Here is a 17,153-nt window from a genome sequence, read left to right as displayed (position 1 = left end):
GGGGTTCCTTCCGGCTCAGCTACATGCTTTTTATCAGCGACTTAGTTCGACAAGTTCATACCATGTCTGCATATATCCGCCGACACCGCCCTGCACGAAGATCGCGTCGTCGTCTGCCGTCACCCACAGCTCGTAGGGCGGATGGGCATGACCATCGACGGAGATCATGCCGCCTGCATCGTCGGTGAACTGGTACTTGTAGCAATCGAACGTCCCCGCCGCGACGGTAACGGTCTCCTCTCCGACGAAGCCGAGGTCGATGTTCGATTCCGCGATCAGCGGCGGCGTTGCTCCGCGATGGTCAGGCGAAGGCAGGAAGCAGCGGAAATTGCGCTTGTGCACGCCCAGCGAGCGGTCGATCTTCTTGGTGATATAGGCGTCGCCCGAGATCGGATGCGTGCCGAAGCCGTCGAAATCGCCGCCGATCGGCATCTTCTGCGAAATACGGCCGATCGAGGGACCGTAGCTTTCGCATTCCACCGTGTCCTCGCCGATGATGAACAGGCCCGAACCCATGAACCTGTCGCCGATCGTCAGGCGGACGAAGCAATCCATCGGACGGTCGTTCTCGTCGAGGCTGTAGACCACGTCGCGGTGAACGGTGGGCGCGGGCTCGTCGATCTCGCATCGCGCGCGCAGGGAGCGCTTGCCGTCGGTGTGGTGCGTGAAAGTGAACCATTCGCGCCCGCGTTCCTGGCCTTCACGGCCCGGTTTGCGCGAGGTGTAGAGGATCTTTCCGCTGATCGTGCGATGCTGCTGCATGGTTGCTCCGTAAGTCAGAGAGGGGTGGCGATGCCGAGGAAGCAGGCGATCAGCACCAGCACCCAGATGGTGAGGACGCTGATGCGCGCGCGGCCGTTTACGGCGGCGATCACGCGGTCGGTCTCGGGCGTCGGGCCGCTTTCGCGCATCTGCACGATGGCGGGGAACAGCGGCACCAACTGGCGCCGCACGACAAGGCCGAGCGTGATGCAGGCGCCCAGCGCCAGCATCTTGAGCGTGATGAACAGCGGCAGCGCGATCTCGCCCGAAAGTCCCAGGATCACCGCCGCCGCCAGCCCGGCCAGCACGATGTAGCGCACGAGAATGTCGAAGCGCTTGAACGCCTGTCCCTGCGGGCCGTGCTTGAGGTGTACCGTCCAGGCCAGCGCCAGCCATGCCAGGCCCAGCACCCCTGCGAGGATCGCCCAGCTTGCGGGCAGATCCAGCCATCCCTTGGCGACAGCAAGCCCGAAACCGGTCGGAAATGCGAGGATCAGCGTGGTGCGCGGCGCCATGTCGATATTGTTGAGGATCTTGAGCGCCATCATGCGCTCTGCCACCGAACGCTTCGGATCGACCATGAAGCGCGAACCGTAGAATGCGCCAAGATCGCCGCCCAGCCAGTAGACCGGAATCAGGATGTGAAGCAGCGTGAGCAGCGAAAGACCGATATCCATGGTTCAGGAATGTCCTGCGAAGAAGGCGGCCATCGCGTCATGGCGAACGGCGCGGAATGTGGGATCGTCGAAGCGCGGCAGTTCCAGGAAGCGGCCGTTCGGCAGCAACGGCGCCAGACGCACGCTGGCATCGTAGAGCGGATCGTTGGTCGCCGCCGTCACCAGCGTGGGACACTGGATCAGCGACAGGCGCCGGTCTGCGGGCCACTTGAAGGCCGCCCGGTAATTGAGATGGTACGTCGTGCTCGCCTTCATCACTTCGGTGACCCAGGCGTGCAGGTCCTCCGCGCTGCCCAGCCCGCCGTCCCGCCGCCCGGCGCGGGTGCGGCGATACCACGGGAAGAACAGGTACTGATCGCGGCAGAACTGGAACAGCCGCGCCAGATAGGCGCCGTCGAGGTCGGGCTCGAACGGGAAAGCGTAAGTGGCGAGTATCTCCTCCAGTTCGGCGCCTTCGATCAGGCTCACCCCGTCAAGCACGAGATGGCTGACACGCTCCGGAGCGAGTATCGCCAGTTCCGCGGCGATGGCGGCGCCGGTGTGCGAACCGTAGAGACGCACCCGCTCCAGCCCCATTGCGTCGAGATAGTCCACCATGGCTGCCGCCAGCGCGGTAATCTCCGGCTCCTCGGCGCAAAGCGCATCGGAATCGCCGTTTCCGGGGGTGTCGGGCGCGAAGACCATGGCTTCGCCCGCGAAATCCTCGATCAGGCGCACTTGCTGGCGCGAACTGCCCGGCGAGGCGTGAAGGATGAGCAGCGGCGCGCCTTTCGTGCCGGCCGCCCTGTAATGAACCTGCCCCTGCGCAAGATCGGCGAAACCGCGCCGGATGCGGATCTGCGTGTTCATCGTCAAAGCTCCCCGCCTTCGATCACTTCGAGCAGCGCGCCCTCCGGCGTCACCAGCACCCCGCTGCGGCGGCCGTCATAGAGCGGCCCTTCGCGCACCACCGGCATCGCGGCCCAGTGCCCTTCGAGCCGCGCAAGATCGGGATGAAGCATGGTCGTGATGGCAACGCCCGGCGGCAGAGCGCCGGGATGGCGCGGACGCTCGGTCGCACCTTCGGGATACTGGTCGAGCTCAAGGAAGACCTGCCCCGCACCCTTGGCGGTCACCAGTTCCGTCTTCGCATCCTCGTCGAGACCGAAGCTGAGCTTGATCATCGAATAGCGGATCGCCACCGGATCGATCACCGGCAACCCGAGCACGTCCTTCACCCACTGCGCCGACTTGCGCAGGTCCGGGCAGGCCAGCACCATGATGAAGGGCCGGTCGACGAGGGAGCGAGGCTGGGGAAGGCCGGTTTCCGGCCCCGGAGCAAGGATTTCGGTGAGGTAGACGGTCTCCTGGTCTGCCCCGCGCACCTGCATCGGCTTCACGGTGGCGAAACCGTCCAGTTCCCTGGGCGGACCGATCACCTCGAACGGGCTTTCCAGCATCCGCAGGTTCACCGCTTCCACATCGGAAACGCACAGTTCGATGGCGGCCCAGCCATAGCTGCGGATCGGCGCGTAGCCGGGTACCGGATCGCCTTCGACGAAGCGCAGGAACACCGCCTCGCCCGAGGCGGGCTGCATCAGCGCATAGCCGCGTCCGGCACTGGCAGGTGCCTGCCAGGCGGCAGCGAGATCGGGGGGAACCGCTCCCTGTTCGACGAGGCGATAGCCCATCCAGTCCCGATACCGGTCCACCGCCGCCGGAAGGTCCGCAACGACGTGAGTGGCGCACTTGAGTAAGGTCATTTCGCTTCCCTGCCCGATCCGCTCGATTATTTGATATAGGTTTATATCATAATGCAAGAGGCAATCTGCCTTGTCTGCACATGACCTGTCCGCCCTGCGGCATGGCTCTCCGCCCAGCGGAGAAACCACCCCTCAGCCCATCACGCCGGCATCGCTCAGAAGCGCCACCGCATCGGCAGAGCCAGGCATGTCCGCGATGGCCTGGGCGAGAGCCTCGTGCCGATGCTCCAGTCCTGCATAGGCAAGGCAGCGCGCGCCTTGGCGAGATGCTCCGCCCCGGACAGCGGCCACTCGGGCGAGCCGAACTGCGCGGCGACATCTTCCGTCCATTCCCGGCCATCGCGGGTTCGCGCCACCGCTCTTGCGGGAACGAAGGCGGCAAGATCGGGATTGTCGTCAGCCACCACCCGTATCCGGGCGGCGAGCGCAAGGATTTGCGGATCGTCGAGGGTTTCCCTCTGGAAATCGCCAAGCGAAACGGTTCCCCGCAGCAGTGTCACCGCCGCCAGGAAAGGCAGGCAAAGCCGTGCATAGCCCGGCTCCATCGCCGCCTTGGCGGGCCTTCCGACGAGGCGATGGATGAGCGGCGGCGCGTGATATTCAAGGCTCTCCAGCCCTTCAGCACCCGGCGCGCCCGCGATCAGTCCCCGCTCGATCAGCCTCTGGACGGCAACGATACCGCCATGGCCGGCCCGCCCGGTCGGAAACGGCTTCCAGCTCACTTCGGTGATCCGGTGCCCCTGCTGCAGCCGCGCAAGCGCCGCGCCGAGTTCCTCGCGCTTTTCCATCAGGGCGAAGTAGCCGAAAGGGCCGTCCAGCGGGTGCTCGACACCCGGCATTCCGGCACGCGCGAGATCGATGGCGACAAGGCTGGAGCGCGCGGCACCGGCAACCTGCACCGGCAGCGCGGGCTTGCCTTCGACATGCGCCTGCATGGTGCCGGAGGCCAGCGCGAGCGCATGCCCGAAGGCATCGAGCGCCATGACGCGCGGCATCGCCCTGAGGCTGGCGATGGCAGCGACGCAGCCGAAGATGCCTGCCGTGGCCGGACGAAAGAACCGGAGCGCATCCGGCGCGGCGATACCCAGCGTGACCGCCACGTCCACGCCGGCGACAATGGCGGTCAGGAACTGTTCCCCGCTCACCGGCGCGCCGCGCTCGGCCTCGGCCAGCAGGGCTGCCAGCACGGTCGCCATCGGATGCAGCACCGCCGGTTCGTGGACGCAGTCGTACTCCTGCCCGTGAATCTGGAAGGCATTGAGGAAAGCCGCCGAAGCCGCCGGAAGGCGCAGCCCCGGCCGCCCCAGCACACCAGCGGCGCCGCCCTCGCCCCAACCTTTCGCCATTTCCAGCACGCCGTCGGCATGGGCGGCGTTGCGTCCGGCCACCCCCACGGCAAGACTGTCATGCAGGAAGACGGACGCCCGCTCGCGCGCCGCGCCGGGAATGGCCTCCCAGCGAAGCGACAGGGCGTGATCGATCAGGACTTCGGCGGGATTTTCGTTCATCTCAGTGCGGTTCCTCACCGCCCGAGACATTCATGCTTTCCCCGGTGATATAGGCCGCTTCATCCGAGCAGAGGAAGGCGACCGCGCTTGCGGTGTCCTGCGGCAGGCCGGGGCGGCCCATCGGAATACGCGCAGCCATGCGCTTGAGGTATTCCTCCACCGAGATGCCCTGGACCTCGGCGAAATGCTCGTTCTGCCACTTGCCAAGGCCGGTCGTCACATGGTTCGGGCAGACGTTGTTGACGGTGATCCCTTCCGGTCCAAGCTCGATCGAGGCAGACCGCACAAGGCCGACAAGCCCGTGCTTGGAAGCCGTATAGGCCTGAGCATGGGGAAAGCCCGACTTGGCGGCCTGGCTGGCGATGTTGACGATGCGGCCGCCGCGCCCCTGGCGCACCATGCGCGCCGCCGCCGCCTGAAGGCCGAACCACGCCCCGCTCAGGTTCACATCGATCACAGCGCGCCAGTCTTCCGGCGAGACTTCGGCGAGCGGCTTCATGATGTAGCCAATGCCCGCATTGTTCACCCAGATATCGAGCGAACCGTGCTTTTCCATGGCATGATCGGCCAATCCCTCGACCTGGGCCGGATCGCGCACGTCGCAGGCGAACGTCGAGCCGCCGGAGGGCAGCGAGGCAGCAATCTCGCGCATTTCCTCGGTTCCGCCGATCATGCCATCCGGCGTCGCCGCATCGCGCGAACCGCCGATGTCCGAGATGACGACCCTTGCCCCCTCTTCCGACAGCCGCCGCGCAATGGCCTCGCCAAGACCGCCCTTGCGGCCCGACCCGGTGACGACCGCAACCTTGCCCGCGAACCTCATGCGGCCAATTCTCCGATGGTCACTTCCTCGGTGGTGAGGAATGTCACTTCGACCATGCCCTGGAATGCAGCGGCCACTTCCTGCATCGCCGCCGAAGCCACTTCGGCGCCGAACTGCTCCATGTCCTTCACGTCCAGCACTTCGACATAGCCGAACGGCGGCGGCGCATCGCTGCCGAGCACGCCGGTCGTGCGGAAAACGCGAAAGCTCTCGATCGAGGACAATGCATTCACCGTGGGGAGGTCCGATTCGCGGGCCCAGTTCTCATAGACTTCGACCGAGACCCCCGGCTTCAAGTTGAACAGCGCGAAAATCAGCATTCTTCGTCCCTTTCTTGTCGCCTGCCGGTCATCGCCGCTTAGCGTGCTTGCTTCCGGCGCCCGGCCATTATATCATATCTCTATAACAAATGAGGTAGGCCGTGAAGACGTCTCAGAAACCCCATTCCCCAGCCCCGGCCGCAACGACCCTAACGCGGCCTACGATGGCCCGCCGGACTATCGGGTGATTGGCCGCCACGCGGTTTTCCCCGAGACCAGCCATGACGAGATCGAGCGGATCAACTTCCTCGCGCAGATGAACCGCCATCTCGCCGCGCGCGTGGTGCCGGGGGTCAAGGCATCGTTTGAGAACCGCGTTGCGCCGGGCTTCGCCGCGCAGAACGGCCGTCCGCTCGCCAATCGCCACGAAGCGCGCAAGGCCATGCTCGATGACCCGGCGTTCCAGACCTGGTCGGCGCTGCGCCGCATGACGATGGAGCAGCGGCAGCAGGCCGGGCGCTGGACGGCGCTGCGCCAGAACGAACGGCTTGCCCGGATTGCCGCCGATCTTACCGATGGCGACGAGCGACTGGCCCTCGATCCCACGCTGCCAATCCCGCGCTACGTCTCGGCCGTGGATCATCACTGCATGCCGGGCAGTTACCACACGGAATACTTCCCCGGCGACGTGACCAACGGCGCCAATTACGACCACGCCGGTTTCGTCACCACCAGCGGCTTGCTGGGCAAGTATTCGGACGCGGCGGGCATGCCGTGGTCAACTGGGTCCGCCGCAACCTTCCGGATTTCAAGCCCCGCAAGATCCTCGAAATCGGCGGCACGGTGGGCCATTCCAGCCTGCCGCTGGCCCAGGCCTTCCCCGACGCCGAACTGACGATCGCCGATCTCGGCGCGCCGGTCCTGCGCTACGGTCTTGCGCGCGCCAAGTCGCTCGGCGTCGACAACGTGCGCTTCGTGCAGGCCAGCGGCGAGGATCTTTCGCTGTTCGAAGACCAGAGCTTCGACTGGATCCAGACGACGATGTTCCTGCACGAGCTTTCGACGAGGGCGCTGCGCAATATCTTCGCCGAGACCCGCCGCCTGCTGCGGCCCGGCGGCGTCGTCCTTCACGTGGAGCAGCCGCAGTACGCGCCTGAAATGCCACTTTGCGAGCAGGCCATGCGCGACTGGGATGCCTTCTACAACAACGAGCCGTTCTGGAGCCGGATGCACGAGATGGACCTCGATGCCGAAATGGTCGCCGCGGGGTTCGCCGCCGACAGTCTGATCCACGGCGGCGTGTTCGGCGTCGTCGACCGCGAACTGTTCCCCGATGCGGCCGAGGACGAAACCGAGGATTACGGCCGCAAGGCGGCCTGGCACGTGATCGGAGCCGTGGCATGAGCTTTACCGACGCCCTCAACCACGCCGGCGCCAAACCGGCCGGAAAACGCCCCTATTTCCTCGAACCGCAAGTGGAGCGGGTCCTCGCCATCACCATGGCGGTGGCGCAGGAACTGGCGGTTGCCCGCCAGCGCGCGGACACGCTGGAACGCCTGCTGCTCGAAAAGGGCGTGTTGTCGGAAGGCGAGATCGACGCATTCACGCCGGACCGCGCTGCCTCGGCCGAACGGCAGATGTGGAACCAGGAATATATCGCCCGCATCCTGCGCGTCGTGCAGCAGGAGAACGAGGCCGCCATGCTCGCCGAAGATGTCGCCTCGGGCGATGTGGGCGACGAACTCGCGAGCGAGGCATGAGCGGCGAGGCCTTCGAATTCAGCGTCCCGGTCCTGGTGGTTGGCGGCGGGGCATGCGGCTGCATTGCCGCTCTTTCCGCGCGGGAATCCGGTGCCGAAGTGCTGCTGGTCGAGCAGGACGAGCGGCCCATGGGCTCCACCGGAATGTCGCAGGGCCTGATCTGCGCGGCGGGCACCCGGTCGCAGGCGGAGCACGGGATCGAGGACGATGCCGAGCGCTATTATGCCGATATCATCGCCAAGACCCGCGGGCAGACCGACCCGGTGCTGGCCCGCGCCATCGCCGATCACGCAGGGCCGACGGTGGACTGGATGGTCGGCGCTCTCGACATGCCGTGGCAGCTCGATACCGGCTTCCGCCCAGCCTATGGCAACAGCACTTACCGGGTTCACGGATGGCGCGGCCATTCGGGGCAGGACATGGTGGAACTGCTGCACCGGCGGCTTGACGACGCCGGGGTGGACGTGATGGCGGGCACCCGGCTTTCCGGGGTAGAATCCGATGAAAACGGCCGAATTCTGGGCGTTTCCCTGACCCGGCGCGATGGCTCGGTAGAGCGTGTGGGCTGTGGCGCGCTGGTGCTGGCCTGCGGCGGTTTTGCCGCCGATCACGCCATGGTCGCCCGGTACATGCCCGAGATGGCCCATGCCCGGAACAACGGCCACGAAGGCAGCCGGGGAACGGCAGTGCGGGTGGGCGAGCAGCTGGGCGCCGCCCTGGGCGACATGGGGGCCTACCAGGGCTACGCCATGCTGACCGAACCGCAGGGAATCCCGGTGCCGCCGGGCGTTCCGGTGGAGGGCGGCGTGCTCGTCAACATGGCGGGGGAGCGGTTTACCGACGAGACCGCCGACATCGCCGGCATGGTCCATCCGGTGCTTCGGCAGGAGGGCGATCACGTTTGGGTGGTGTTCGACGCCAGGATCGAGGCCGCTGCCGACTATATTCCCGAGATGCAGCAGCTCAAGGCCCTCAACGCCTTGAAAAAGGCCGATTCCATCGCCGATCTGGCCGAGGCGATGGGCGTTCCCGCCGCCGCGCTCGAAGCGACACTGAAAGCGACACAAACGGCACAGAGCGAGGGTAGAGCCGACCCCTTGGGCCGCGTCTGGGGAACCGACCTGCCGCCTGCCGCCCCGTACCGGGCGCTCAGGGTGGTGGGCGCGATCTTCCACACGCAGGGCGGCCTCCAGATCGACGGCGAGGCCCGCGTCCTGCGCGCCGATGGCACGCGGCTGCCCAATCTCTTCGCCGGCGCGGCGCCGCAAGGTCGGTCTCGGGACCGTCCTACTGGGGCTACCTGCCCGCGATGGGCCTTGCCACGGCAGTGACCTTCGGGCGGCTCGCCGGGCTGGGCGCCGCGCGCGTGGGGAGCGCTTTCGCAGAGGCCGAACTGTCCGACAGGTGACCATGTTCATCCGACAGGCGGGCAATCGCGAAACCTGCATTCAATTGATCTAAGAAAAAGCCAATTCAAGGCTTCCAGCGTCCGGGGAACCAAGCCATGTCCGCCAACCCTGCCACGAACGAAACCCTGTCCGGGATCGCCCCCTGCCCCGCCGACCTGCGCGCCGCGCTGGTGGCCATCGTCGGGCCGGAAAACGTCAGCGACGACGAGGCGCGCCTTCGCCTGTTCAGCGAGGACGTGTGGACCCGCGCCGATCACGTCGCCATGCTGGCCGTGGCGCCTGCCACCACCGCTGAGCTCGCCGCCGTGGTCAAGGCCGCGAACGAGGCAGGTGTGGCGCTGGCGCGCGCGGCGCGGGCATGAGCTATACCGAAAGCTATCTTCCGGTCACGGACGACACCGTCACCATCGACACCACCCGCATGGACAAGGTGCTGAAGATCAGCCCCGAGGACATGACGGTGACCGTGCAGTGCGGCTGCACCTGGCGCGCGCTCAACGAGGCGCTCGCGCCGCATGGCCTGCGCACCCCTTTCTGGGGGCCGATGTCGGGCATCTATTCCACCATCGGCGGCGGTCTTTCGCAGCTCAACGCGATGTTCGGCGCCGGGCACCACGGCACCTCCAGCGAGAGCGTGATCGCGGTGACCATGGTGCTGGCGGACGGACGGACGCTGCGCACCGGCGCGCGCGGCCCTGACGGCGACACGCCGCACTACCGCCACTTCGGCCCCGATCTCGCCGGGCTGTTCTGCGGCGATTCCGGGACGCTGGGGCTCAAGGCCGAAGTGACTTTCCGCCTGATCCGCACGCCCCGGTTCGAGGATTCGGTCTCGTTCTCGTTCCCCACCGGCCAGATCATGATCGAGGCGCTGGCGGAAATGACCCGCGCCGGCATCGCTTCGGAGACCTGCGGCTTCGACCCCGGCCTCACCAAGGTCCGCATGCGCCGCATGTCGCTCGCCAGCGACGTGAAGACGCTGGGCAAAGTCGTGGCCAAGGAGAAGTCGCTGGGCAAGGGCCTGCTGGCCGCCGCGAAGATCGCCATGGGCGGGCGCGACTTCATCCCGGAGGACGACTACCCGCTTCACATCACCGCCGAGGGCCGCTGCAAGGAATCGGTGGCGGCCGATATCGCCAGTGCCCGCGATATCGCCAGGCGCTTCGGCGGCACCGAGATCGAGAACTCGATCGCCAAGGTGATCCGTGCCATGCCGTTCCCGGCGCCGAACTCGATCCTCGGCCCCGAAGGCGAAAGCTGGGTGCCGGTTCACGGACAGGCCTCGCTTTCCACCGCGCCTGCCATGTTCGGCGAAATCCGCGCCTACTTCGATGCGATGAAGGCCCGCTTCGATGCGCTGGGCATTCACAACGGTTTCCTGTTCTCCTCGCTCTCCACCAATGCCATCGTCATCGAGCCGGTGTTCTTCTGGCCCGAAGGCTATCGCCCGGTCCATGAATCCATGGTCGAGCCCGAGCATCTCAAGCGCCTGAAGCAGCTTGGCCCCGCGCCGGAGGCGACCGCGCTGGTCGCCGAAGCGCGCGAGCAGGTGAAGGCGATCTGCAAGAATACGGCGCCGCCCATTTCCAGATCGGCCGCGCTATCCCTACCGCGAGACGCGCGATCCCGCGTTCCTCGATGTGCTGGATGCGGTGAAGAACGTGATGGACCCCAAGGGCCTGTTCAATCCGGGCGGGCTCGGCTTCCCGCAGGGAAAGATCGCGCAATGAGCGAGATCTACCGCGCCATCCGTCTCGAACGCGTCGCGCCCTCGTTCCGCGAAGGAAGCGAGATCGTCGAACTGCCGCTGGCCGCGCCCGGTCCCGGCGAGATCCGCGTGCGCAACCTGCATTGCGGCGTCAACGGCATCTTCGACACCCAGATCGCCCGCAACGCGGTGGACTATGTGAAGATCGCCCTGCCCACTTTCACCGGCGTGGAGGCCATCGGCACGGTGGAAGCGGTGGGCGAAGGTGTGAGCGACTTCGCGGTGGGCGATGCGGCCGTGACGGTGCGCTTCACCGGCGGCTACCGCGAGGCCAATACCGGCCCCGCCAGCCAGTTCGTGAAAGCGCCCGCCGCCAAGCGCGAATATCTGGCGCTGGCCTCCACCGGGGTTTCCGCCCTTGTCGCGCTGGAGCGGATCGGCGAGCTGAAACGCGGCGAAACCGTGGCCATTTCGGCAGCGGCGGGCGCCTCGGCCACCTGCTGGTTCAGCTTGCCGTTCTCATGGGCGCGCGGGTGATCGGCGTGGCGGGCGGCCGGGCGAAATGCGATTTCGTCGCCTCGCTCGGGGCGGAACGGGTGATCGACTACAAGTCCGAGGATGTAGGCGCCGTGCTGGCGGCCGAATATCCCGGCGGCCTCGACGTGGCGGTGGACACGGTGAGCGGCGCGATCTTCGATGCCTTCCTCGCCAATCTCGCCAATCATGGCCGCCTCGTGGTGGGCGGCGCCGCCTCGGACCTAGAGGGCAAGCCCGAGATCGTCACCGGCCCGCGCATCGCCCATGCCATCTACTACAAGGGCGCTTCGGTACGCGGCTTCATGAACGGGCTGCTCACGCCCCACTGGGCCGATGCGCGCGAGCGGCTTTTCGACCTTTACGCACAAGGCCGGATCAAGGTGCGGTTCGACGATCAGCCGAACATCGGCATCGAGGGCGTGTTCGGCGCGGTGGAGCGGCTGCTCTCGGGCCGATCGATGGGCAAGGTCGTGGTCGACCTTGCCGGACAGGACGACTGAAACCGCGCGAAAGCGGGTGCGACGACACATGACAGGCAAGACTCTCTTCGAAAAGATCTGGCAGGCCCACCATGTCGCGGACAGCGCGACCGGGGCCGCGCTCATCGCCATAGACCGCGTGTTCCTGCACGAACGGACCGGCGCCGCCGCGCTCAAGGCGATGGCGGCAGCGGGGCGCCCCGTGCGCGATCCGGCGCGCGTTTTCGCGGTGATGGACCATATCGTCGATACCCGCCCCGGCCGCGGCGACGGCACGCTGATGGAGGGCGGCTCCGCCTTCATCACCGAGACCCGCGCCGCCGCGCGGGCCGCCGGGATCACCCTGTTCGACGTGAACGACCGCGACCAGGGCATCACCCACGTCATCTCACCCGAGCTTGGTATCGTCCTGCCCGGCGTCACCCTTGTCGCGCCCGACAGCCACACCTGCACGCAGGGCGCGCTGGGCGCGCTGGCATGGGGGATCGGCTCCAGCGAGGCGGAACATGCCATGGCAACCGGCGTGCTGCGGCTGGACCGGTCGGGGACGATGCGCGTCACCTATACCGGCACGCTTGCGCCCGGCGTCACCGCCAAGGACATGGTGCTGGCGCTCATCGCCGCGCACGGCGCGGGCGGCGGCGCGGGACATGTGGTGGAGTTCGCGGGCGAGGCTGTGCGCGCGCTCGACATCGAGGCGCGCATGACCTTGTGCAACATGGCCACCGAGTTCGCGGCCATGACCGGCATCGTCGCGCCGGATGCAAAGACTTTCGAATATCTGGCGGGCCGCCGCTATGCGCCGGAGGACTTCGGCGAGCCATACTGGCACGGCCTGAAAACCGACGAGGACGCCCGGTTCGACCGCGAGATCGTGATAGACGCCGCCGCGCTCGCCCCGATGGTGAGCTGGGGCACCAGCCCGGAACATGCAGTGCCGGTGGACGGCACGGTGCCGCAGGGACCGGCGCGGGCGCACGACTATATCGGCCTCGATGCCGGCAGCCCGCTGCTGGGCACGCCGATCGACGTGGCGTTCCTGGGATCGTGCACCAATGCCCGTCTCTCCGACCTGCGCCGCGCCGCCGCTTTGGTGAAGGGGCGCCATGTCGCGCCCTCGATCCGCAAGGCCATGGTGGTGCCCGGAAGCTCCGCCGTGAAGCGCGCCGCCGAGGCCGAGGGGCTCGACGCGATCTTCGCCGAGGCCGGGTTCGAATGGCGCGAAAGCGGCTGCTCGCTGTGCTTCTTCGCAGGGGGCGAACGCTTCCCCGAAGGCAGCCGGACGATCAGCAGCACCAACCGCAACTTCGAGGGGCGGCAGGGTCCGGGCATCCGCACCCATATCGCCAGCCCGGAAACCGTGGTTGCCAGCGCGATTGCCGGCGCGATCGCCGATCCCCGCGAACTCATGATCCGGAAGCCGGCGCGATGACCCCGTTCACCACCCTCACCTCGCGCGCGGCCGCGCTGCTGCGCGACAATGTCGATACCGACGCGATCATCCCCAGCCGCGAGATGAAAAGCACCGGGCGCACCGGCCTTGCCGACGGGCTGTTCGCGCCGTGGCGCTATATCGACGCCGCCGCGCGCGTGCCGGACCCGGCGTTCCCGCTCAACCGCCCCGAAGCGGCGGGCGCGCAAGTGCTGCTGGGCGGGGCGAACTTCGGCTGCGGATCAAGCCGCGAACATGCCGTCTGGGCGCTGGCAGAGTACGGCATGCGCTGCGTGATCGCGCAAGGCTTCGCACCGATCTTCCGGGCCAACTGCATCCGCAACGGGCTCCTTCCCGTGGTCCTGCCCGAAGCGGCCATCGCCGCCATGGCCTGGCAGGAGGTGACCGTGGACCTGCCCACGCAGGAAGTGCGCTGCGGCGCCGCCATCCACCGCTTCGCCATCGAGCCCGAACCGCGCGAGATGCTGCTCGAAGGGCTCGATGCCATCGACCTCACGCTCAAGTCGTTGCCGGAAATCGAGGACTGGACCTCGGCCGACCGCAAGGCGCGGCCCTGGGTCTACCTCGGGGCCACTCTCGAAAGAACACCATGACGCAGATACTCGTTTCCGAAGTCGGCCCGCGCGACGGGTTGCAGTCGATCAAGGCGATCATGCCGCTGGAGGCCAAGAAGGCGTGGATCGCCGCAGAGGCCGCCGCCGGGGTGCGCGAGATCGAGGTGGGCAGCTTCGTGCCGCCCAGCCTGCTGCCCCAGATGGCCGACACCGCCGAACTGGTCCGCTTCGCGCGGGGGATCGAGGGGCTCAACGTCGTCGCCCTCGTGCCCAATGCCAAGGGGGCGCAGCGGGCGGTGGAGGCGGGTGTCCACGCCATGTCGATCCCCCTTTCGATGAGCGAGACCCACTCCATCCGCAACGTGCGCAAGGACCATCCGGCGATGCTGGCGGAAATCGCGGCCGCGTCCGAAATCGCAAGGGCGGCAGGCGTTCACTTCGCCGTCGGCCTCGCCACCGCGTTCGGCTGCACCATCGAAGGCGCCGTGGCGGAAGATACGGTCGTGCGCCTCGCCCTTGCCGCGGCCGAGGCAGGCGCGCAGGAGTTCAGCCTGTCCGACACCACCGGCTATGCCGACCCCGCGCAGGTCCGGCGGCTGGTTCGCAAGGTCAGGGCGGCGGTCGGCGCCGACATGCTGACCACGCTCCACCTTCACAACACGCGCGGGCTCGGCCTCGCCAATGCGCTGGCCGGGCTGGAGGAGGGCATCACCACGCTTGACGCCTCGCTCGGCGGGCTCGGCGGCTGCCCGCCGCGCCGGGGGCCTCGGGCAATCTCGTGACCGAGGATCTCGTGCTCATGCTCAATGCCATGGGGCTCGATACCGGCATCGACATCGAACGCCTGCTGGAAGTGCGCCAGATTCTGGCCGCCGCCTTGCCCGGCGAACCGCTCTACGGCTTCACGCCCGATGCCGGGCCGATGCTCGACTACAACGAAAGGATCGCCCGATGAGCGAGAACGCCCCGCAGCCAGCGGTCCCGCAGCCTTTGGCCGGCATCCGCGTCGCCGAATTCACGCACATGGTCATGGGCCCCGCCGTGGGCCACATCCTCGCCGGGCTGGGCGCCGAAGTGGTGCGGATCGAGCCCATCGGCGGACCAGACCCGGCGCCTGCTCGGCTCGGGCTCGGGCTATTTCCCGATGTACAACCGGGGCAAGCAGTCGATCTGCCTCGACCTCAAGTCGGCCGAGGGCCTGCAGGTCGCCCGCGACCTCGCCGAGGGCGCCGACGTGCTGATCGAGAACTTCCGCCCCGGCGCGCTCGACCGGCTCGGGCTGTCCTACGAGGAACTGGCACAGGCCAATCCGCGCCTGATCTACTGCTCGGAAAAAGGCTTCCTGCCCGGCCCCTACGAACAGCGCACCGCGCTGGACGAAGTGGCGCAGATGATGGGCGGCCTTGCCTATATGACCGGCCCGCCGGGACGTCCCTTGCGCGCGGGCTCCAGCGTGATCGACGTGACCGGCGGCATGTTCGGCGTGATCGGCATCCTCGCCGCGCTGGAGGAGCGCCATCGCACCGGGCGCGGCCAGAAGGTCGTCGCCAGCCTGTTCGAGACCACCGCCTACCTCGTTGGCCAGCACATGGCGCAGTTCGCCGTCACCGGGAAAGCCGCCGCGCCGATGCCCGCGCGCATCTCGGCCTGGGCGATCTACGACGTGTTCGAAACCCGCGACGAGCCCGTGTTCATCGGCGTGGTTTCCGACGTGCTGTGGCAGAAGTTCTGCGCCCTGTTCGAACTGCATGAGCTCTGGGCCGACGAGAGCCTGCGCACCAACAACCAGCGCGTCCTCGCCCGCGACCGTATCCTGCCGCAGGTCCGCCAGCTCGTCGCCTCGATGACGCGGGCCGAGATCGTGGCGAAGCTGGAAGGCACCGGCCTGCCTTTCGCCCCCATCGCCCGTCCGGAGGACATGTTCGACGATCCGCAGCTGGCCGAAGGCGGGCTGGAACCGGTCGTGCTCGACACCGGCGAGGAAACCCGCCTGCCGACGATCCCGCTCCAGATGGGCGGCCTGCGCCCCGGCGCGCCGGTGACGCTGCCCGCCCCCCGGCGCGAACAGCCGCGCGGTGCTCGAAACGCTGGGCTATGCGCCGGAGCGGATCGAAGCCCTCGTCGCGCAAGGCGCGGTAGGGGCCTGAGCTTTCCGTTCCCGGGGCGCCGCCCCCGCGCCCTGCAGCCGGAAGGATTGAGGCCCAGACTTGAATTTGATCGCGTAGTCATACTGAGCTAGGCCAATCGGGTTCAAGGCTAGGGAAGCAAATGCACGCGATGTCGGACCTGATCGCAGATGATATGGAAGCGGTCGCCCGTATCGACGCGGTGCCCTCCATCCTGGAGATAGCCTGCCGCATTACCGGCCTGCGCTTCGCCGCCGTGGCCCGGGTGACCAGCACCAGCTGGACGGCCTGTGCGGTCAGGGACGAAATTGCCTTCGGCCTGGAAGTGGGCGGCTCGCTCGATCTCAAGACGACGATCTGCGACGAGATCCGGGATTCGGGAACCGGCGTGATCATCGATCACGTGGCCCTGGACCCGATATTCCATAATCACCACACGCCGCGTCTATATGGCTTCGAAAGCTATATCTCGATCCCGATCTTCCGCCGCGACGGCAGTTTCTTCGGAACCCTTTGTGCGCTGGACCCGCTTCCCGCCAAACTGTCCGATCCGGGAATCGTAGCCACATTCGAGAATTTCGCCAGATTGATCGGCCTCCAACTCGACCTTCAGGACGATCTGCACCGCAAGGAGCAGGAACTGGCGAATGCGGATCGTTCCGCTTTGATCCGGGAACGTTTCATCGCCATCCTCGGCCACGATCTGCGCAATCCCCTCGCCGCCGTGGTTTCGGGAATGAGGCTGCTTGCAAGGATGGATCCCTCACCTCGGGCCGCCCTGGTGATCGAGAACATGGGCCAGAGCACCCGGCGCATCGAAATGCTGATCGACGACCTGCTGGACTTTGCGCGCGGCCGCCTGGGCGACGGCGTATTCCTCGATCTGCAGACGACGGACTCGCTGGAAGCGCCCGTTCGAGAGGTGATCGAGGAATTGCAGATCGTTCATCCAGAGGCATCGATCGATGTGATCCTCGATCTGGAAGAACCGATCATCTGCGACATTTCCCGGATTTCGCAATTGCTTTCCAACCTGGTCGGCAACGCGCTCGTCCATGGAACGCCGAACCGGCCGATCACCGTGCACGCGCGCAGCGGGCAAGGGCGGTTCAGTTTGTCGATCGCCAATGAAGGCGGTCCGATCGCCCCGGAGCTCGTCCCCACATTGTTCGAACCCTTCACCATGGCGAACGGGAACGAGCGGGGGAACGGGTTGGGGCTCGGGCTGTTCATCGTTTCCGAAATCGCCAAGGCGCACGGCGGCACGGTACATGTCAGCTCGGACAGGAACCTGACGGTCTTCGAACTGTCGATGCCTTCGGGTTCGTGACAGGCGATCCTTTGCGCCGCCCCGG

The 17,153-nt window shown here is 67.0% G+C and carries 19 protein-coding genes and 3 pseudogenes; 15 read left to right on the top strand and 7 right to left on the bottom strand.

Annotated elements, in window-relative coordinates; all coding sequences use genetic code 11:
- Positions 1–33: 33 nt before the first annotated feature.
- The 7 genes and pseudogenes from ADT71_RS27290 to ADT71_RS27260 all read right to left on the bottom strand — a co-directional run.
- Complete coding sequence (locus ADT71_RS27290) at positions 34–762, bottom strand: hypothetical protein (protein WP_054441892.1); 729 nt, start codon at positions 760–762, stop codon at positions 34–36.
- Between the two features lie 14 nt (positions 763–776).
- Entirely contained in the window at positions 777–1,439 is a 663-nt protein-coding gene (locus ADT71_RS27285) for a hypothetical protein (protein WP_054441891.1), read from the bottom strand.
- Positions 1,440–1,442: 3 nt separating this feature from the next.
- On the bottom strand, positions 1,443–2,288 hold the full coding sequence (locus ADT71_RS27280) for an alpha/beta fold hydrolase (protein WP_054441890.1): 846 nt from the start codon (positions 2,286–2,288) through the stop codon (positions 1,443–1,445).
- Between the two features lie 2 nt (positions 2,289–2,290).
- Positions 2,291–3,181, bottom strand: a complete 891-nt coding sequence (locus tag ADT71_RS27275; RefSeq protein WP_054441889.1) for a hypothetical protein — start codon at positions 3,179–3,181, stop codon at positions 2,291–2,293.
- A 155-nt stretch (positions 3,182–3,336) separates the two neighbouring features.
- The gene (locus ADT71_RS27270; RefSeq protein ID WP_054441888.1) at positions 3,337–4,689 is read right to left on the bottom strand and encodes an MmgE/PrpD family protein; all 1,353 of its coding nucleotides are present in this window, start codon (positions 4,687–4,689) and stop codon (positions 3,337–3,339) included.
- Position 4,690: 1 nt separating this feature from the next.
- The gene (locus tag ADT71_RS27265; RefSeq protein ID WP_054441887.1) at positions 4,691–5,512 is read right to left on the bottom strand and encodes an SDR family NAD(P)-dependent oxidoreductase; all 822 of its coding nucleotides are present in this window, start codon (positions 5,510–5,512) and stop codon (positions 4,691–4,693) included.
- Positions 5,509–5,751, bottom strand: a pseudogene (locus tag ADT71_RS27260) (REDY-like protein HapK); the annotation flags it as partial. The gene ADT71_RS27265 and the pseudogene ADT71_RS27260, both read right to left, overlap by 4 nt.
- A gap of 265 nt (positions 5,752–6,016) precedes the next feature.
- Between ADT71_RS27260 and ADT71_RS34630 the strand changes: the two are divergent.
- From ADT71_RS34630 to ADT71_RS27210, 15 genes and pseudogenes are all read left to right on the top strand, one after another.
- Positions 6,017–6,667, top strand: coding sequence for a hypothetical protein (locus ADT71_RS34630; protein WP_231636240.1), 651 nt, complete (start codon positions 6,017–6,019; stop codon positions 6,665–6,667).
- Positions 6,595–7,176: a methyltransferase domain-containing protein gene (locus ADT71_RS34625; RefSeq protein ID WP_369818357.1), complete on the top strand. Its 582-nt coding sequence runs from the start codon at positions 6,595–6,597 to the stop codon at positions 7,174–7,176. Before ADT71_RS34630 ends, ADT71_RS34625 begins: the two co-directional genes overlap by 73 nt.
- Entirely contained in the window at positions 7,173–7,532 is a 360-nt protein-coding gene (locus ADT71_RS27250; protein ID WP_054441885.1) for a hypothetical protein, read from the top strand. Before ADT71_RS34625 ends, ADT71_RS27250 begins: the two co-directional genes overlap by 4 nt.
- Positions 7,529–8,863, top strand: coding sequence for an FAD-dependent oxidoreductase (locus ADT71_RS27245; RefSeq protein WP_231636238.1), 1,335 nt, complete (start codon positions 7,529–7,531; stop codon positions 8,861–8,863). The genes ADT71_RS27250 and ADT71_RS27245 overlap by 4 nt, the downstream gene beginning before the upstream one ends.
- 173 nt (positions 8,864–9,036) lie before the next feature.
- Positions 9,037–9,303, top strand: a complete 267-nt coding sequence (locus ADT71_RS34620) for a hypothetical protein (protein ID WP_231636237.1) — start codon at positions 9,037–9,039, stop codon at positions 9,301–9,303.
- Positions 9,300–9,566: pseudogene (locus tag ADT71_RS36080) on the top strand (FAD-binding oxidoreductase); the annotation flags it as partial. The gene ADT71_RS34620 and the pseudogene ADT71_RS36080, both read left to right, overlap by 4 nt.
- A gap of 1,015 nt (positions 9,567–10,581) precedes the next feature.
- Positions 10,582–10,671 carry a hypothetical protein gene (locus ADT71_RS36075; protein WP_369818356.1) on the top strand — a complete coding sequence of 30 codons (90 nt, stop codon included), beginning with the start codon at positions 10,582–10,584 and terminating at the stop codon, positions 10,669–10,671.
- A complete protein-coding gene (locus ADT71_RS36070; protein ID WP_369818355.1) occupies positions 10,668–11,186 on the top strand; it encodes an alcohol dehydrogenase catalytic domain-containing protein in 519 nt (172 codons plus the stop codon). The genes ADT71_RS36075 and ADT71_RS36070 overlap by 4 nt, the downstream gene beginning before the upstream one ends.
- Complete coding sequence (locus ADT71_RS34615; RefSeq protein WP_231636235.1) at positions 11,171–11,686, top strand: zinc-binding dehydrogenase; 516 nt, start codon at positions 11,171–11,173, stop codon at positions 11,684–11,686. Before ADT71_RS36070 ends, ADT71_RS34615 begins: the two co-directional genes overlap by 16 nt.
- A 28-nt stretch (positions 11,687–11,714) precedes the next feature.
- Positions 11,715–13,097, top strand: coding sequence for a 3-isopropylmalate dehydratase large subunit (locus tag ADT71_RS27230; RefSeq protein WP_054441884.1), 1,383 nt, complete (start codon positions 11,715–11,717; stop codon positions 13,095–13,097).
- A complete protein-coding gene (gene leuD, locus ADT71_RS27225) occupies positions 13,094–13,711 on the top strand; it encodes a 3-isopropylmalate dehydratase small subunit (protein ID WP_054441883.1) in 618 nt (205 codons plus the stop codon). The genes ADT71_RS27230 and leuD overlap by 4 nt, the downstream gene beginning before the upstream one ends.
- On the top strand, positions 13,708–14,454 hold the full coding sequence (locus tag ADT71_RS27220; RefSeq protein ID WP_231636234.1) for a hydroxymethylglutaryl-CoA lyase: 747 nt from the start codon (positions 13,708–13,710) through the stop codon (positions 14,452–14,454). Before leuD ends, ADT71_RS27220 begins: the two co-directional genes overlap by 4 nt.
- Entirely contained in the window at positions 14,451–14,627 is a 177-nt protein-coding gene (locus ADT71_RS34610; protein WP_231636233.1) for a hypothetical protein, read from the top strand. Before ADT71_RS27220 ends, ADT71_RS34610 begins: the two co-directional genes overlap by 4 nt.
- Positions 14,624–15,911, top strand: a pseudogene (locus tag ADT71_RS27215) (CaiB/BaiF CoA transferase family protein). Before ADT71_RS34610 ends, ADT71_RS27215 begins: the two are co-directional and overlap by 4 nt.
- Positions 15,912–15,949: 38 nt before the next feature.
- Positions 15,950–17,128, top strand: coding sequence for an ATP-binding protein (locus tag ADT71_RS27210; RefSeq protein ID WP_197283148.1), 1,179 nt, complete (start codon positions 15,950–15,952; stop codon positions 17,126–17,128).
- The last annotated feature ends 25 nt before the right edge of the window (positions 17,129–17,153 follow it).

Origin of the sequence: Novosphingobium sp. ST904, assembly GCF_001298105.1 — a bacterium.
GTDB lineage: Bacteria > Pseudomonadota > Alphaproteobacteria > Sphingomonadales > Sphingomonadaceae > Novosphingobium.
Note: the sequence above shows the minus strand (reverse complement) of the source record. Positions and strands in the feature narration are given on the sequence as shown.

Coding starts and splice junctions, on each gene's coding strand:
- ADT71_RS27290 (WP_054441892.1), bottom strand. CDS start 762: ATGCAGCAGCATCGCACGATCAGCGGAAAGATCCTCTACACCTCGCGC.
- ADT71_RS27285 (WP_054441891.1), bottom strand. CDS start 1,439: ATGGATATCGGTCTTTCGCTGCTCACGCTGCTTCACATCCTGATTCCG.
- ADT71_RS27280 (WP_054441890.1), bottom strand. CDS start 2,288: ATGAACACGCAGATCCGCATCCGGCGCGGTTTCGCCGATCTTGCGCAG.
- ADT71_RS27275 (WP_054441889.1), bottom strand. CDS start 3,181: ATGACCTTACTCAAGTGCGCCACTCACGTCGTTGCGGACCTTCCGGCG.
- ADT71_RS27270 (WP_054441888.1), bottom strand. CDS start 4,689: ATGAACGAAAATCCCGCCGAAGTCCTGATCGATCACGCCCTGTCGCTT.
- ADT71_RS27265 (WP_054441887.1), bottom strand. CDS start 5,512: ATGAGGTTCGCGGGCAAGGTTGCGGTCGTCACCGGGTCGGGCCGCAAG.
- ADT71_RS27250 (WP_054441885.1), top strand. CDS start 7,173: ATGAGCTTTACCGACGCCCTCAACCACGCCGGCGCCAAACCGGCCGGA.
- ADT71_RS27245 (WP_231636238.1), top strand. CDS start 7,529: ATGAGCGGCGAGGCCTTCGAATTCAGCGTCCCGGTCCTGGTGGTTGGC.
- ADT71_RS34620 (WP_231636237.1), top strand. CDS start 9,037: ATGTCCGCCAACCCTGCCACGAACGAAACCCTGTCCGGGATCGCCCCC.
- ADT71_RS36070 (WP_369818355.1), top strand. CDS start 10,668: ATGAGCGAGATCTACCGCGCCATCCGTCTCGAACGCGTCGCGCCCTCG.
- ADT71_RS34615 (WP_231636235.1), top strand. CDS start 11,171: ATGGGCGCGCGGGTGATCGGCGTGGCGGGCGGCCGGGCGAAATGCGAT.
- ADT71_RS27230 (WP_054441884.1), top strand. CDS start 11,715: ATGACAGGCAAGACTCTCTTCGAAAAGATCTGGCAGGCCCACCATGTC.
- leuD (WP_054441883.1), top strand. CDS start 13,094: ATGACCCCGTTCACCACCCTCACCTCGCGCGCGGCCGCGCTGCTGCGC.
- ADT71_RS27220 (WP_231636234.1), top strand. CDS start 13,708: ATGACGCAGATACTCGTTTCCGAAGTCGGCCCGCGCGACGGGTTGCAG.
- ADT71_RS27210 (WP_197283148.1), top strand. CDS start 15,950: ATGTCGGACCTGATCGCAGATGATATGGAAGCGGTCGCCCGTATCGAC.